Origin of the sequence: Streptomyces niveiscabiei (assembly GCF_001419795.1) — a bacterium.
Lineage (GTDB): Bacteria > Actinomycetota > Actinomycetes > Streptomycetales > Streptomycetaceae > Streptomyces > Streptomyces niveiscabiei.
Genome location: NZ_LIRL01000496.1, coordinates 275 through 15,148, shown reverse-complemented (window position 1 = coordinate 15,148; position 14,874 = coordinate 275). Strand labels below are relative to the sequence as shown.

Here is a 14,874-nt window from a genome sequence, read left to right as displayed (position 1 = left end):
TCTTTTTAGGGGCGCGGGGCTGTATCTGATTTGCGGCTACCGCCGCGTGGGCGCGACCAGCCACACACCACCCGCCCCCGCCACACAACCGACCCCCCTATTCCATAGGCGCTGTCCTTGGCCACGGCCTCAACTCCTCCAACTGCTCGGCCAGCCTGAGCAATTGCCCCTCACTCCCCGGCTTGCCGACCAGTTGGACAGCGGTCGGCACCCCGGAGGGATGCGTGCCGAGGGGCACAGCCATCGCAGGCCACCCCGTCAGATTCCAAGGCGGCGTGAACGGCGAGTAGTTGGAGTTGACGAGGAGATTCCGCACCCACCCCCGCTCATGCCAGGGCGCCGACTTGGGCGCGCGCCGAGCCAGCGCGGGCGTGAGCAACACGTCGTACTCGGCGAAGAACGGCTCGAACCGCCCCCGCAGCCTCTCCCGGGCCACCCCCTTGCGGACGGCCCCGAGAAACCGCCGCCCCACGGCAGCATGAACCCGGGTCCGCCGAACGAGCAGCCGAGGATCGAGCGGCTGCGCGTCGACAGCGGTCCCGGCGGTCCAGTACGCCAGAGAGGTAGCCGCAAGAGAGAGGGGATACGGCGGATCAGCACGCCGCACCCGATGCCCCGCCCCGCTCAGCACCCGAGCCGCCTCGCGCGCGGCGACCACGTACGGCTCGCTGACGGGCGTACCGGCGACAGGGCTCCGCACGGACGCGGCGATCCGCAGGAACCCGGGAGACGCGGGCCGCGTGACCTCCGTGCCGGCGAGGACGGACAGCATGAGCCGGGCGTCGCCGACGGTGGTCGCGAGGGGCCCGTTCTCGGAGAGCCCGAACCAGTCACCGTCCCCGATCCCGGCCGGTACGAGCCCGTGGCCGGGCTTGATGGTGACGAGCCCGCAGTTCGCGGCCGGAATCCGCAGGGACCCCATGCCGTCGTTGCCGAGGGCGATCGGCACCATCCCGGCGGCGACGGCGGCGGCGCTCCCCCCGGAGGACCCGCCGGCCGTGCGGGCGAGGTCCCAGGGGTTGCGGGAGGTCCCGTGCACCCCCTCGGTCGTCCCGAAGACGCACAGCTCGGGCACGTTGGTGAGCCCCACGACGATCGCCCCGGCGGCCCGCAGCCGGGCGACGGTGACGTGATCCTCGGCGGACGGCGTGTCGGGCGTGGCGGCGGACCCGGCCCGCAGCGACTCGCCCCGCACAGCGAGGTTGTCCTTGACCGCCAACGGCACTCCGGCAAGGGGCAGTTCGCCCAGATCATCGCGCGCGGCCAGCTCATGTGCCTCGGCCAGCGCGGCGTCCTTGCGGACGACCCGGAACGCCCCCACCGCCCCGTCGAGCCGCTCGATGCGGGCCAGGTGCTCGGCGACGACCTCGCGCGGGGTGGCCCGCTTCTCGCGGACGGCGGCGGCGATCTCTGCGGCGGTCCGGCCGACCCAACTGGTCACGGGCGCTCCTCGGGGTACGGGGTGTGGGAGAACTCTGCCTCCCGTGGTGCGTACACGTCGAGATCTTCCCGGAACCGGCTCGGTACCGCCTCCGGAGAAGCCCCCGTCCCATCCGATCAATCGGTCCCCTCCTGCCCCATTGACAGCCAACTCCCGCGGCCCGACCATTCGATACATCCGATGACCTGGGGGCCTTGTATGCGGGCTTGTCGTCAGATCCTTGGTGCCGTGACAGCGGCCCTCCTTCTCTTCGCCGCGCCGCCCCCGGCGACGGCGTCGACCGCCGCACAGCCGCCGGTCACCGTCCCGGCCCTCACCGACTGGACGCCGGAGCCCGGGAGTTACGCCTACGGCACCGGCACCCGCCTGATCGCGGGCACCCCGGCCGAGCACCGCGTCGCCACCGTCCTCGCCGACGACCTGCGCGACGCCGGACACGGCACGGTCCCGGTCACCGACGGCACACCGCACGCTGGGGACGTCGTCATCGACGTCGACCCGGCCCGTACGGCTCTCGGCGCCGAGGGCTACGAGCTGCGGTCGGGCGATACCCTCGCGGTGACCGGCGCCACCGAGACCGGCGCCTTCTACGGCACCCGTACGGTCCTCCAACTCCTCGCGCAGGGCGAGCGGTTGCCGGGCGGGCGGACCGTCGACACGCCCCGCTATCCGCAGCGCGGGGTCGGTGTCTGCGCCTGCTACATCCACGTCTCGATGCCCTGGCTGGAGAACCTCGTCCGGGAGATGAGCTACCACAAGCTCAACCAACTCCTCCTGGAACTCAAGGTGAAGAGCGACGCCCACCCCGAGGCCAACACCTGGGGCTACTACTCCAAGGACGAGATCCGCCGCCTGGTCGCCCTCGGTGAGCGCTACCACGTCGAGATCGTTCCGGAGATCAACTCCCCGGGCCACATGGACCCTTGGATCGAGAACCGCCCCGACCTCCAGCTCACCGACGCCGGCGGCGTCAAGCAGCCCAGCCGCCTCGACGTCACCCAGCAGGCGGCGTTCACCTACTACACGAGCCTGATCGACGAGTACGCGGAGGTCTTCCCCGCCCGCGCCTGGCACATGGGCGCCGACGAGTACATGCTCGGCTCCGACTTCGCCAAGTACCCCCAGATCCTGGCCTACGCCCGCCAGAAGTACGGCGCGAACGCCACGCCCCAGGACGCCTTCGTCGACTTCGTGAACCGCGTCCAGGCGTACGCGGCCACGAAGGGAAAGAGGCTCCGTATCTGGAACGACGGCCTCACCGGCGCGAACACCGTCCCCGTCGCCCCCGGCACGACGGTCGAGCACTGGCTGAACGTCGCCGTGAAACCGAGTCAACTCATCGCCCAGGGCTACCCGTTGCTGAACGCCGCCTACGCCCTCTACCTGATCCGGGGCGGCTTCCACTCCGACACCGCCGGTCTGTACGACCAGAGTTGGGACCCGCGCAGCTTCGAGGGCGAGAAGGTCGCCTCCGCCACCGGCATCGTCGGCGCGAAGATCAGCCTGTGGCCCGACAACGGACGCGGCGAGACCGAGAACGAGGTCGCCACCGCCCTCTGGCCCGCCCTGCGCCACATCGCACAGGCCACCTGGGGCGACCCCCACCCCGACACCACGTACGCCCAATTCACCGCACGCGGCACAGCAGTTGGGCACGCGCCGGGGTGGCGGGACCTCACGCGCGTACCGGTCGCGAACGGCCGCTACACCCTGGGCGCGGGCGGACGCTCGTACGGGACGTACGACCTGGCGCGCACCGCCGACGGATACGCGACCCTCCGCGCCTCCGACGGCTGTCTCGACATCCGGGGCGGCAGGCTCACCCTCAACACCCCGCTCCAGCCCGGAGTCGTCGCGACCCGCGCGGCCTGCGACGCGGGCAGCACCGTCCAGCGCTGGGAACTCCAGCCCGTCCCCGGCGGCCACCTGCTGGTGAACGCGATCACCCGGATGGCGATCAGCGCGACGTCCGACGGGCGGCTCGCGCAGTACCCGCCGGACCAGAAGCCGCCCACCGTATGGCAGTTGAGCTGAGGAGAGCCGATGCCTGTCTCACGCCGTGTGTTCGTCGCGTCGGCCGTCGCGGCCGTGGCGGCCGGGGTGCCGTCGGGGGCGAACGCGCTGCCGGGAAGCACACCCCCTGTCCGTGCCGACCTCTCCCGCATCCCCGTCCTCCCCACCGACACCGAGGCCGACCTCGTCCGCAAGGCGTCCCAACTCCGGCCCACCGCGCGGCAGTTCGCGTGGCAGAGCCTGGAGCGGACCGCGTTCCTGCACTTCGGGGTGAACACGTTCACCGGCCTGGAGTGGGGGACGGGGGACGAGGACCCGGACGTCTTCCAGCCCACCCGCCTCGACACCGACCAGTGGGCGAGAGCCCTGCGGGACGGCGGCTTCAAGCTCGCGATCCTCACCGTCAAGCACCACGACGGCTTCGTGCTCTACCCCACCCGGTACACCAACCACTCGGTGGCGTCCAGCAGTTGGCAGGGCGGCCGGGGTGACGTCCTGCGCTCCTTCGCCGACTCCATGCGGCGGTACGGCCTCAAGACCGGCGTCTACCTCTCGCCCGCCGACGAGAACCAGTACCTCCACGGCGTCTACGCCAACGGCAGCGCCCGCACCGCGCGCACGATCCCGACCCTCACGGCCGCGGACGACCGCACCCCCGCCCGCTTCTGGACGCTCGACGCCACCGACTACGGCGCCCACATGCTCAACACCCTCTACGAAGTGCTCACCGAGTACGGCCCCGTCGACGAGGTCTGGTTCGACGGCGCGCAGGGCCACATCCCGCCGGACAAGGTGGAGAGCTACGACTGGGACAGCTGGTACACCCTGGTCCGCGACCTGGCCCCGGACGCGACGATCGCGGTCACCGGCCCCGACGTCCGCTGGGTCGGCAACGAGGCGGGGCTCGCCCGCGAGAACGAGTGGAACACCATCCCCGTCAAGGAGAACCAGTACGGCCGCACCGACTGGGCCCTGTCCTACGACACCGCCGACCAGGGCAGCCGGACCGCGCTCGTGCGGGCCCGGCCGAACACCGACTTCCTCCAGTGGTGGCCCGCCGAGTGCGACGTGTCCATCCGTGACGGCTGGTTCTACCACGCGGACCAACAGCCCAAGTCCGTCGCCCAGTTGGCGGAGATCTGGTTCGGCTCGGTGGGCCGGGGCGCGGTCCTGCTCCTCAACGTCCCGCCGGACACGGAGGGGCTGCTCCACGCGTCCGACGTCACCCGGCTGCGGGAGTTCCGCGAGCGCGTCGACCGTGAACTCCCCTACGACCTGGCCCTGGACGGCCGTACGACGTCCGGGCCGAACCAGGTCACCGTGGAACTCCCCGCCGACACCGACGTCGACCGGGTCCGCCTCGCCGAGGACATCCGCGAGGGGCAGCAGGTCGAGGCGTTCGTCGTGGAGGCGCTGCGCGGGGGCGTGTGGACGCAGGTCGCGCGGGCCGGGACGATGGGGGCGAGCCGTGTCCTGCGGCTGTCCGCGCCCGTGCGGGCCCGGCAGTGGCGGGTCCGCGTGACGGGGGCGCGGGTCGCGGCGGTCCGCGTCGCGGAGTTCCGGCTGTACAGGTCGGCGGTCTGAGCTGGGAGGCTCTGTGGGTGAGGTACGGGTGTCGGCGCGGGACTCCCTCGTACGGGTGCGGGCCGGTGACGACGTCGTCGTCGAACTGCCCGAGAACCCGTCGACCGGCTACCGCTGGGAGATCACCGGCATCGAGGGCCTCGACGTGACCGGCGACGACCACACCCCGGCCCCGCCCGGGCCGGCCGGAGCCGAACTGGTCGGGGCCGGAGGAACCCGCGTCCTCAGGCTGCGCGCCGAGAAGGCGGGGGAGGGGCGGCTGGAGCTGGCGTACCGGCGCCCGTGGGAGGCGGAGGGGGAGAACGAGGGGGAGTACGCGCTCCGGGTCACCGTGGTCTGACGTACGGCCCGCTCTCCTCCTCCGACCCGGGGGCCGCTACCAGAGGTAGATCTCGTGGACCATCCCGTCCGACTCCTCGCGGAACGAGATCGCGTGGTTGGTCTGGCGGGCCTGGGACGCCAGGGTCGTCAGGGCCGTGAACGCCCAGTCCGTGGCGTTGTAGATCTTCTTCCAACCGCCGCCCTTGACGCGGAAGTAGGCGTTGCGGGTCTGGTTGATGCACCACAGGCCGTCGACGACGACGTTCTGCGTCCAGGTCCCGGTGATCGCGGTGCCGGCCTGTGCCGCCGCGAGCTGCCCGGCGGAGGTGAGTGTCGGGCGTGCCTCACCGGCCGGGGTCAGCTCGAACCGCTGGACCATGGCGTCCCCGGCGGGTTTCCCCGAGGCGCCGAGCGCACCCCCGGCGGGGCCGGCGTCGACGCCGGGCGGGAGCAGGACGGGCCGACCGGCCTCGTCCTGGGCGGCGGAGGAGCGGGCCTCCTGGGTCGCGGGCCGGTGCTGGGGTCCTGCCTGCGTGTCCTGTCGCTGCGGGCTCATCGTCGTGCCCTCCGTTTCCTGTCGCGCCCGGCTCACCAGGCGTAGATCTGCTGGACGGTGCCGCTGTCCTCGTAGAGGCCGACCTTCGCGCCGTTCGCCTTGGACGCGGCGAGTTCCGCGAGCATCGCCGCGTCGGTCGCGCCCACCGAGCCGTTGAGGCTGAGCCAGCCGCGCAGTTCGCCGTACGCCCACACGTTCGCGTCGGCCTCGTTGCTCCACAGCGCGAGGATGCGCTGGTCGGGCAGCCAGTCGCGGATGACGGTGCCGAGGAAGCCGAGGGTGTGCCAGGACTCGATCGAGCACTCGCCGTACCCGATGCGGAAGAAGCCCTGCTCGCCCCAGCCGGGGCCCCAGCTGTTCTTGGCGATCCAGCACTGCTGGGCGTCGTCGTAGCCGACGAGGGTGACGCAGTGGCCGCCGGCCAGGGAGCCCGTCCGGTGGCGGTAGACGCCGCCCGCGTAGGAGAAGAAGTCCTGGTAGACGTAGAAGCAGGCGACGACCGAACCGTAGGCGGAGATCAGCTCCTTCATCGTCGCCGGGTTGTTCGCCTGCTGCCAGGACCGCGCCTTGACCAGCCGGTTCGGCCAGTCCGCGTTGAGCTTCGAGCAGTCCTGGTCACCGGCCGTGTACGGGAAGTACGCGTCGATCGTGACGCCCGAGTCGCGCGCCTTGTCGGCGAGGGGCTCGGGCAGCCAGCCGGAGCCGCAGGTGGCGCCCGCCGCACGGCCGTAGCAGTAGTACGCCTGCGCCTCGGAGAGGTCGACGTCGAGGTTCGGTGTGCGGTTCGTGTACCGGGTGACGTGCTCCAGCGTCGCGACGGACCCGAAGGCGACGCAGGACCCGCATCCGCCCTGGTCCTTCACCGGCGTCGTGTAGTTCGCGCCGCCGATATTGCGCAGGTCGAAGGCGCTGGGCGCGCCGACCGAGTCGGCGGTCGCGGCGAGGGCGGCGGCGCGGTCGCTCTGCCGGGCGCTCTCGGCCTCGGCCACCTCGTGTTCCTGGACGGGGACACCGAGACGGAGCACGCGCTGTGCCTCGGTGAGGGAGGTCATGCTGGTGACGGCCATGCGCCACGGGTTGCCCGCGTCGTCGAGCACCGACCTGAGGTGGCCGAGGTCGAGCGGGTCGTTGACAGGCATGGTGGAACCTCCTCGCTGCTGCGGAACACGGAGGCTAGTCAGAGAACGCAAAGGGCGTGAATACGACGGAATGCGGAGCCGGGTACGGAGTTGTCCGGCCCCCTGCGTTGTGGAGTGCCAACCCCCGGTCAGTGCAACCGCTTTCGGAAACCCGCCTGTCAAATCCCCGTCGGGCGAGGTCGTTTCCTCAGGCGCTCAACTGGGCCCGGAGCCACTCCTCGACCTCGCCGACGTGCGCGGCGGCAGCCGCCCGCGCCGCTTCCGGGTCCCGTGCCGTGAGCGCCCGGTGGATCGCGGCGTGTTCGCGGCGGGTCCGGTCGAAGGCGCCCTCCTCCTCGTAGCCGCGCCACACGCGGGCGCGGAACGTGCGCGAGGACAGGCCCTCCAGGATCGCGGCCATCGTCTCGTTCCCGGCGGCGACCGCGATGGCCCGGTGGAAGGCGAGGTCGTGCGCGAGGATCACCTCCGGGTCGTCGGTCGCGTTCATCGCCGCCAAGTGCTCGGCGACCTCGGCGAGTTGGACGTCCGTGATGCGCGCCGCCGCCAGCGCCGTGGCCGTCGACTCCAGCACCCGCCGCACTTCGAGGAGTTCCACGAGCCGCGCCCCTCGCGAGAGGTCGGCGACGACACCGAACGTCTCCAGCAGGTCCCCGGCGTCCAGCGCGGTGACGTAGATCCCCGACCCGTGCCGCGCCTCCAGGACCCCGAGGACGGTGAGCGCCCGGATCGCCTCCCGCATCGAGCTGCGGGACATCCCGAGCTGGGCGGCGAGGTCCCGCTCGGTCGGCAGCCGCTGGCCCGGCTCCAGGAGCCCTTCCGCGATCATCGCCTTGATCCGCTCGATGGCGCGCTGCGTCACCGTGCCCTGTCGCGGGGCGGTCCCCGTGCTGTCGTCCACCGTCGTCCTCCTGAAGCCGTGCGGGGAGTCTAGCGACCGAAGTGGTCGGACCACTCTGTGAGAAAATCCGGACCGAACCGCTTCAAGGGGTGTTGGAGAGGGAAATTGGTCTGATAAATATGCAGGGCTGATCCGACCGAGAGGGGTCCCGTGAGCCCACGCATCACCGCCGTCGACACCCACGACATCCGCTTCCCCACCTCGCGGGAGCTCGACGGCTCCGACGCGATGAACCCGGACCCGGACTACTCCGCCGCCTACGTCGTCCTGCGCACGGACGCCGCCGACGGCCACGAGGGGCACGGCTTCACGTTCACCATCGGCCGGGGCAACGAGGTCCAGGTCGCCGCGATCGACGCCCTGCGCGCGCACGTCGTCGGCCGCGACGTCGCCGAGATCTGCGCGGACCCCGGAAGCGTCAGCCGCGCCCTGATCGGCGACAGCCAGCTGCGCTGGCTGGGACCGGAGAAGGGCGTGATGCACATGGCGATCGGCGCCGTCGTCAACGCCGTCTGGGACCTCGCCGCCAAACGCGCCGCCAAACCCCTGTGGCAGCTCCTCGCCGACGCCGACCCCGAGTGGCTCGTCGCCCAGATCGACTTCCGCTACCTCACCGACGCCCTCACCCCCGCCGAGGCCCTCGACCTCCTGCGCCGGGGCAAGGAGGGCGCCGAGGAGCGGCGTACGGCCCTCCTGGAGCGCGGCTATCCCGCGTACACGACGTCCGCCGGGTGGCTCGGGTACGGCGACGAGAAGCTCGCGCGGCTCGCCGCCGAGGCCGTCGCGGACGGGTTCACGCAGATCAAGCTGAAGGTCGGCGCCGACCTCGACGACGACGTACGCCGCTGCCGGGTCGCCCGCGACGTGGTCGGCCCCGGCGTCCGCATCGCCGTCGACGCCAACCAGCGCTGGGACGTCGAGGAGGCGATCCGCTGGACCAACGCGCTCGCCCCCTTCGACCCGTACTGGATCGAGGAGCCCACCAGCCCCGACGACATCCTCGGCCACGCCGCCGTACGGCGCGGTGTCGCGCCCGTGAAGGTCGCCACCGGCGAGCACGTCCAGAACCGGATCGTCTTCAAGCAGCTCCTCCAGGCCGGCTCCCTCGACATCCTCCAGCTCGACGCGGCCCGCGTCGGCGGGGTCAACGAGAACCTCGCCATCCTGCTGCTCGCCGCCAAGTTCGGCGTGCCCGTCTGCCCGCACGCGGGCGGCGTCGGCCTGTGCGAACTCGTCCAGCATCTCTCGATGTTCGACTATGTGGCTCTATCAGGGACGATTGAGGACAGAGTCATCGAGTATGTGGATCATTTGCACGCCCACTTCCTTGATCCGGTGGTCATCAGGGAAGGTCACTACATGGCACCGACCACGCCGGGCTTCTCCGCCGCCATGCGGCCGGAGTCCCTCGCGCGCTACCGGTTCCCGGACGGTGCCTTCTGGCTCGCGGACCTGAAGGAGAACGAGGCGGCATGAACGACTTCGAGGGGCTCACGGCACTGGTCACGGGCGGCGCCTCCGGCATCGGCCGGGCCACCGCCGACCTGCTGGCGGAGCGCGGCGCACGCGTCGCCGTGCTCGACCTCGACCCGTCCGGCGTCGACAAACCCCTGACCGGCCACCGCGCCGACGTCTCCGACGACGCCTCCGTACGCGCCGCGGTGGAGGCCGCCGTCACCGGCCTCGGCGGCCTCGACATCCTGATCAACAACGCGGGCATCGGCGCCCAGGGCACCGTCGAGGACAACGACGACACCGAATGGCACCGCGTCTTCGACGTCAACGTCGTCGGCATGGTCCGCACCACCCGCGCCGCCCTCCCGCACCTGCGCGCCTCCGACCACGCCGCGATCGTCAACACCTGCTCGATCGCCGCGACCGCCGGACTGCCCCAACGGGCCCTGTACGGCGCCACGAAGGGCGCGGTGCTCTCCCTGACCCTCGCGATGGCCGCCGACCACCTCCGCGAGGGCATCCGCGTCAACTGCGTCAACCCCGGTACGGCGGACACCCCGTGGGTCGGCCGCCTCCTCGACGCCGCCGACGACCCGGCCGCCGAACGCGCCGCCCTGGAGGCCCGGCAGCCGTCCGGGCGCCTGGTCAGCGCGGCCGAAGTCGCCGCCGCCATCGCCTACTTGGCGAGCCCGCTCGCGGGCGCGACGACCGGCACGTCCCTCGCGGTGGACGGCGGCATGCAGGGGCTGCGGCTGCGGCCGGTGAAGCAGTGAGCCGCCTCGGCCGGACCGGCGTCGACGTCACCGCGCTCGGCTTCGGCGCCGCCGGCATCGGCAACCTCTTCACCCCGCTCACCGACGAGCAGGCCACCGAGGCGGTAACCGCCGCCTGGGACAAGGGAATCCGCTACTTCGACACGGCCCCCCACTACGGACTCGGCCTCTCGGAACGGCGGTTGGGCGCGGCCCTGCGCGACCGCCCGCGCGACGGGTTCACGATCTCGACCAAGGTCGGCCGCCTCCTGGAACCCGCCGAGGCCACCGGCGACGACCTCGCCGAAGGCTTCGCGGTCCCCGACTCCCACCGCCGCGTCTGGGACTTCAGCGCCGACGGCGTACGCCGCGGCCTGGAGTCCAGCCTCGAACGCCTCGGCCTCGACCGCGTGGACGTCGTCTACCTCCACGACCCCGACGACCACGCCCGCCAGGCGTTCGACGAGGGCTACCCGGCGCTGGAGAAGCTCCGCTCCGAGGGGGTCGTGGGAGCCATCGGCGCCGGCATGAACCAGACGGCGATGCTCACCCGGTTCGTGCGGGAGACGGACGTCGACGTCGTGCTGTGCGCGGGGCGTTACACGCTCCTCGACCGCAGCGCCCTCACCGACCTGCTCCCGGCCGCCGAGGAGCGGGGCGTCTCGGTGGTGATCGGCGGCGCCTTCAACTCCGGCCTGCTGGCGGACCCGAAGCCGGGCGCCACCTACAACTACACCGCCGCGCCGCAGGAGTTGCTGGACGAGGCGCTGCGCCTCAAGGCGGTCGCCGACCGGCACGGGATCACCCTGCGGGCCGCGGCGCTCGCGTTCTGCGCCGCGCATCCGGCCGTCGCGAGCGTGCTCGTCGGCGCCCGGTCGGCGGCCGAAGTCGTCGACGGGGCCGAACAGTTCGCGACCCCGGTGCCGGACGCCTTCTGGAAGGAGGCCGGGCTGTGAGGATCGCCCTGCACACCACGGTCCGGGCCGACCGGATCACGGAGTACGAGGCCGCACACCGGGAGGTGCCCGCCGAACTCACGGACGCCATCCGTGCCGCCGGGGCGTCCTCCTGGACCATCTGGCGCAGCGGCACCGACCTCTTCCACGTCCTGGAGTGCGAGGACTACGGCCGCCTGCTCGCCGAGCTGGAGAAGCTGCCGGTCAACGTGGCGTGGCAGGCGCGGATGGCGGAACTGCTCGACGTCGTCCACGACTACTCCGGCGAGGGCGCGGACGCCGGGCTGCCGGTCGTCTGGGAGCTGCCGTGAGCGGGGAGACGTCGTGACCGTCGACGCCCACCACCACGTCTGGGACCTGTCGGTCAGGGACCAGGACTGGATCCCCGAACACAGCCCGCTCCGCCGGGACTTCGCCCTCGCCGACCTCGCCCCCGAGGCGCGGGCGGCGGGCGTCGACCGGACGGTGCTCGTCCAGACGGTCACCGTCGCCGAGGAGACCCCCGAGTTCCTCGCCCTGGCCGACGCGCACGACCTCGTCGCGGGCGTCGTCGGCTGGACCGACCTCACCCACCCCGGCATCGCCGAGGAACTCGCGCGGCTGCGTGAACTCCCGGGCGGCGCCTACCTGAAGGGCATCCGGCACCAGGTCCAGGGCGAATCCGACCCGGGGTGGCTCCAGCGCCCCGACGTCCGGCGCGGCCTGCGCGCGGTCGCCGAGGCGGGGCTCGTCTACGACCTGGTGGTGGTCCCGCACCAACTCCCCTCCTGCGTCAGGGCCGTCGGCGAGCACGACGACCTGGTCTTCGTCCTCGACCACCTCGGCAAACCGTTCATCTCCTCCGGCCTGCGCGCCACCTGGGTGGGCGACCTCCGCGCCTTCGGCCAGCACCCCAACACGGTCGGCAAGCTCTCCGGGCTGGTCACCGAGGCCGGCGCCGGCTGGCAGGCCGCCGATCTGCGGCCGTACGTGGACATCGCGCTGGAGTCCTTCGGCCCCGGCCGGCTGATGTTCGGGTCGGACTGGCCGGTGTGCACGGAGGTCGCGAGCTATGCGCAAGTCCTCGCGGCGGCCGAGGAGTTGACCGACCCCGGGGACCGGGAGGCGATCTTCGAGGAGAACGCCGTCCGGGTCTACGGCCTCTGAACCGGGCGATCCAGACGGGTCGGCGACAGGAACTCGCGGACGTAGGTCCGGTGCCAGCAGGCGCCCGTCCGCCTCAACTCCCGCCGGTCCGTGTACCGGTAGCGGAAGAGGCGGGCGCGGAGGTAGCGGGGCGGCCGGTCGAAGGGGGCCCGGCGCAGGAGCTTCAGCGTCGCCGGGTCGCCCTCCAGGAGGCGTTCGACCAGGGTCGTGAACCAGGTGCCCGCGTACTCGGGGGACAGGCCGACGAACCACAGCATCCAGTCCAGGCGCAGATGGTAGGGGGCGAACTGGCGGGGCCAGCGCTTCGGGTCGCCCGGTTTGCCCTTGAACTCGTACTCCCGCCAGCCCTGTTCGGCGTGGGGGACCTCGTCGAGCGTGCCCTCGATGACCACCTCGTACCGGGTGCGGCTGACGCTGCCGAAGGCGCCGTAGGAGTTGACCAGGTGCAGGGGGTCGAAGGAGCGGTTCATGACCTGGCGGCGGGAGAGCATGTTGCGGACGGGGTGGCGGCTCAGGAACAGGAGCAGGGCCGCGACGGCGAGCACCAGGACCTCGTACCAGAGGGGCGTCTCGGGGAACTCCCTTCGCTGGGAGGGGAGTTCGATCACCGACAGGGCCAGGGTGATCGTCAGCCAGTTCAGCCAGGCGAAGTTGCCCGACAGGACCAGCCAGAGCTGGGTCAGGATCATCAGGGAGGCCGCCGCCGTCGCCACCGGCTGCGGGGTGAACAGCAGGAACGGGACGACGAGTTGGGTGACGTGGTTCGCCGCCGCCTCCACGCGGTGCACCGGGCGCGGGAGATGGTGGAAGAACCAGCTCAGCGGGCCCGGCATCGGCTGGGTCTCGTGGTGGAAGTCCAGGCACGTCAGCTTCCGCCAGCACGCGTCGCCGCGCAGCTTGATCAGGCCCGCCCCGAACTCGACGCGCAGCAGCAGCCAGCGCAGCAGGAGCAGCACCGGCAGGGGCGGGGCGACCTCGTCGTTGCCGAGGAACACCGCGAGGAACCCGGTCTCCAGGAGCAGGGACTCCCAGCCGAAGCCGTACCAGGTCTGGCCGACGTTCACGATCGACAGGTACAGGACCCAGGGGAGCAGCCACAGCAGCATCGCGGCCCACAGGGGCAGCAGCGCGTCCGCACCGGCCAGCAGGGCCGCCGACAGCGCGCAGCCCGCCCAGGCGCAGGCCCCGAAGAAGCGGTCGGAGTAGTGGAGCTGGAAGAGGCTCGGGGCGCTGCGCAACGGGACGCGGGCGGTGAAGCGTGGGACGGGGAGCAGGCCGCGTGTCCCGAGCAGGGCGCGGAACTGGAGGGCGGCGGTGAGGAACGCGCACAGGTAGACGGCGGCGAGGGCACGCTGGAAGAGGAGGCGGCTCAGCCAGGCGGTGTCGGAGGTGAACCAGTCCATGGTCGTGACTCTCGGTGGTGGGGTTGTCCGCTTGTATGACGCCTGTCGCTCTCCCGGTCGTGAAAGACCCTAAACCCTGTCACAGTGGGCGCATGCCGGACGACTGGCCCGCGCGCCCGGACCCGGTCCTGGCGCTCAACCGCATGGGCAGCTTCGAGTGGGACCTGGACTCCGGGCGGTTCCTCATGGACGCGCGGGCCCACGAGATCTTCGACCTGCGGCCCGACGAGTACGACGGGAACCCGGAGACCCTGAGCGTGCGCGTGCCGAGGGCGGAGGGCGAGCGGCTGGACGCGCTGGTCGCGCAGGCGATCAAGGACGGCAGCGAGAACTACGGCTGCTACTTCCGGCTCCAGCGCCGCGACGGCACCCTGTGCTGGACCCACACGCAGGGCCACATCAGCCGCGACGACACGGGCCGCCCCCGCCGCATCGTCGGCATCGTCCGCGACGCCACCCAGGAGCTGGACGACCTCGCGCGCCGCTGGGAGGAGACCGCACGCGACGACGCGCGCCGCGAGCAGACCAACGTCGTCCAGCTCACCACGGCCGCGCTCGCGCACGCGCGCACCGTGCAGGACGTCATCGACGTCCTCAAGGACACCCAGGGTCTCACCCACCTGGGCGCCACCAGCCTCGTCATGGGCCTCGTCGAGGCGGGCCGCATCCGGCTGGTCGCGGAGGGCCCCGAGGGCAGCTTCGTGCCCGGCACGCTCGTCACCCGGATCGACGAGCCGTACCCGATGAGCGAGGTCGTCCGCACGCTCACCCCGCGCTTCATCGAGTCGCCGCAGGAGTTCGCGGCCGGCTACCCCGTCCTGTGGCCGCACCTCGCCGACCTGCGGATCACCTCCGCCGCCTACCTCCCGCTGATCGTGCAGGCCCGCCCGATCGGCGCGATGGGCCTGCTCTACAACGACCGGCGCGGCTTCACCCCCGAGGAGCGCAACATCCTCGTCGCGCTCGGCTCCAGCATCGCGCAGAGCCTCCAGCGCGCCATGTTCTACGAGCAGGAGAAGGACATCGCGCAGGGCCTCCAGCAGGCCATGCTGCCGCGCACCATCCCCAGCGTCCCCGGCGCCGAGATCGCCGTCCGCTACCGGGCCGCGACCATCGGCGGCTCCCTCGGCCGGGACATCGGCGGCGACTGGTACGACCTGATCCCGCTGCCCGGGGGCAAGGTCGGCGCGGTCATCGGCGACGTCCAGGG

At 72.0% G+C, this 14,874-nt stretch carries 14 protein-coding genes; 9 read left to right on the top strand and 5 right to left on the bottom strand.

Going from position 1 to position 14,874, the window contains the following annotated elements; all coding sequences use genetic code 11:
* Positions 1-97: 97 nt before the first annotated feature.
* On the bottom strand, positions 98-1,441 hold the full coding sequence (locus AOK24_RS23715) for an amidase (RefSeq protein ID WP_055722094.1): 1,344 nt from the start codon (positions 1,439-1,441) through the stop codon (positions 98-100).
* A gap of 198 nt (positions 1,442-1,639) precedes the next feature.
* On the opposite strand from AOK24_RS23715, the gene AOK24_RS23710 reads away from it, so the two are divergent.
* The 3 genes from AOK24_RS23710 to AOK24_RS23700 are packed head-to-tail and all read left to right on the top strand — an operon-like array spanning position 1,640 to position 5,378.
* Complete coding sequence (locus AOK24_RS23710; protein WP_055722093.1) at positions 1,640-3,475, top strand: beta-N-acetylhexosaminidase; 1,836 nt, start codon at positions 1,640-1,642, stop codon at positions 3,473-3,475.
* A 9-nt stretch (positions 3,476-3,484) separates the two neighbouring features.
* Entirely contained in the window at positions 3,485-5,038 is a 1,554-nt protein-coding gene (locus AOK24_RS23705) for an alpha-L-fucosidase (RefSeq protein WP_055722092.1), read from the top strand.
* A gap of 13 nt (positions 5,039-5,051) precedes the next feature.
* Positions 5,052-5,378, top strand: a complete 327-nt coding sequence (locus tag AOK24_RS23700; protein WP_055722091.1) for a protease inhibitor I42 family protein — start codon at positions 5,052-5,054, stop codon at positions 5,376-5,378.
* 36 nt (positions 5,379-5,414) lie between these two features.
* On the opposite strand, the gene AOK24_RS23695 is transcribed toward AOK24_RS23700, so the two are convergent.
* The 3 genes from AOK24_RS23695 to AOK24_RS23685 form a co-directional block, all read right to left on the bottom strand.
* Entirely contained in the window at positions 5,415-5,915 is a 501-nt protein-coding gene (locus AOK24_RS23695; RefSeq protein ID WP_055722090.1) for a hypothetical protein, read from the bottom strand.
* A 32-nt stretch (positions 5,916-5,947) separates the two neighbouring features.
* On the bottom strand, positions 5,948-7,054 hold the full coding sequence (locus tag AOK24_RS23690; protein WP_055722089.1) for a C1 family peptidase: 1,107 nt from the start codon (positions 7,052-7,054) through the stop codon (positions 5,948-5,950).
* A 187-nt stretch (positions 7,055-7,241) separates the two neighbouring features.
* Positions 7,242-7,952 carry a FadR/GntR family transcriptional regulator gene (locus AOK24_RS23685; protein ID WP_055722088.1) on the bottom strand — a complete coding sequence of 237 codons (711 nt, stop codon included), beginning with the start codon at positions 7,950-7,952 and terminating at the stop codon, positions 7,242-7,244.
* Between the two features lie 150 nt (positions 7,953-8,102).
* On the opposite strand from AOK24_RS23685, the gene AOK24_RS23680 reads away from it, so the two are divergent.
* Genes AOK24_RS23680 through AOK24_RS23660 form a run of 5 tightly spaced genes read left to right on the top strand, consistent with a single transcriptional unit; the run spans position 8,103 to position 12,261 of the window.
* Positions 8,103-9,428, top strand: coding sequence for an L-fuconate dehydratase (locus AOK24_RS23680; RefSeq protein ID WP_206191256.1), 1,326 nt, complete (start codon positions 8,103-8,105; stop codon positions 9,426-9,428).
* Positions 9,425-10,180 carry an SDR family NAD(P)-dependent oxidoreductase gene (locus tag AOK24_RS23675; RefSeq protein WP_055722086.1) on the top strand — a complete coding sequence of 252 codons (756 nt, stop codon included), beginning with the start codon at positions 9,425-9,427 and terminating at the stop codon, positions 10,178-10,180. The genes AOK24_RS23680 and AOK24_RS23675 overlap by 4 nt, the downstream gene beginning before the upstream one ends.
* Positions 10,177-11,115 (top strand): aldo/keto reductase, encoded by a 939-nt coding sequence (locus tag AOK24_RS23670; protein ID WP_055722085.1) that lies wholly within the window; start codon positions 10,177-10,179, stop codon positions 11,113-11,115. The genes AOK24_RS23675 and AOK24_RS23670 overlap by 4 nt, the downstream gene beginning before the upstream one ends.
* Positions 11,112-11,426, top strand: coding sequence for an L-rhamnose mutarotase (locus tag AOK24_RS23665; protein ID WP_055722084.1), 315 nt, complete (start codon positions 11,112-11,114; stop codon positions 11,424-11,426). Before AOK24_RS23670 ends, AOK24_RS23665 begins: the two co-directional genes overlap by 4 nt.
* A gap of 13 nt (positions 11,427-11,439) precedes the next feature.
* Entirely contained in the window at positions 11,440-12,261 is an 822-nt protein-coding gene (locus tag AOK24_RS23660; RefSeq protein ID WP_055722083.1) for an amidohydrolase family protein, read from the top strand.
* On the opposite strand, the gene AOK24_RS23655 is transcribed toward AOK24_RS23660, so the two are convergent.
* Positions 12,249-13,664: a lipase maturation factor family protein gene (locus AOK24_RS23655; protein WP_055722082.1), complete on the bottom strand. Its 1,416-nt coding sequence runs from the start codon at positions 13,662-13,664 to the stop codon at positions 12,249-12,251. The genes AOK24_RS23660 and AOK24_RS23655 overlap by 13 nt on opposite strands.
* Positions 13,665-13,756: 92 nt before the next feature.
* On the opposite strand from AOK24_RS23655, the gene AOK24_RS23650 reads away from it, so the two are divergent.
* Positions 13,757-14,874 (top strand): PAS domain-containing protein (locus tag AOK24_RS23650; protein WP_240554079.1); only part of this gene is annotated, 1,118 nt, incomplete at its 3' end.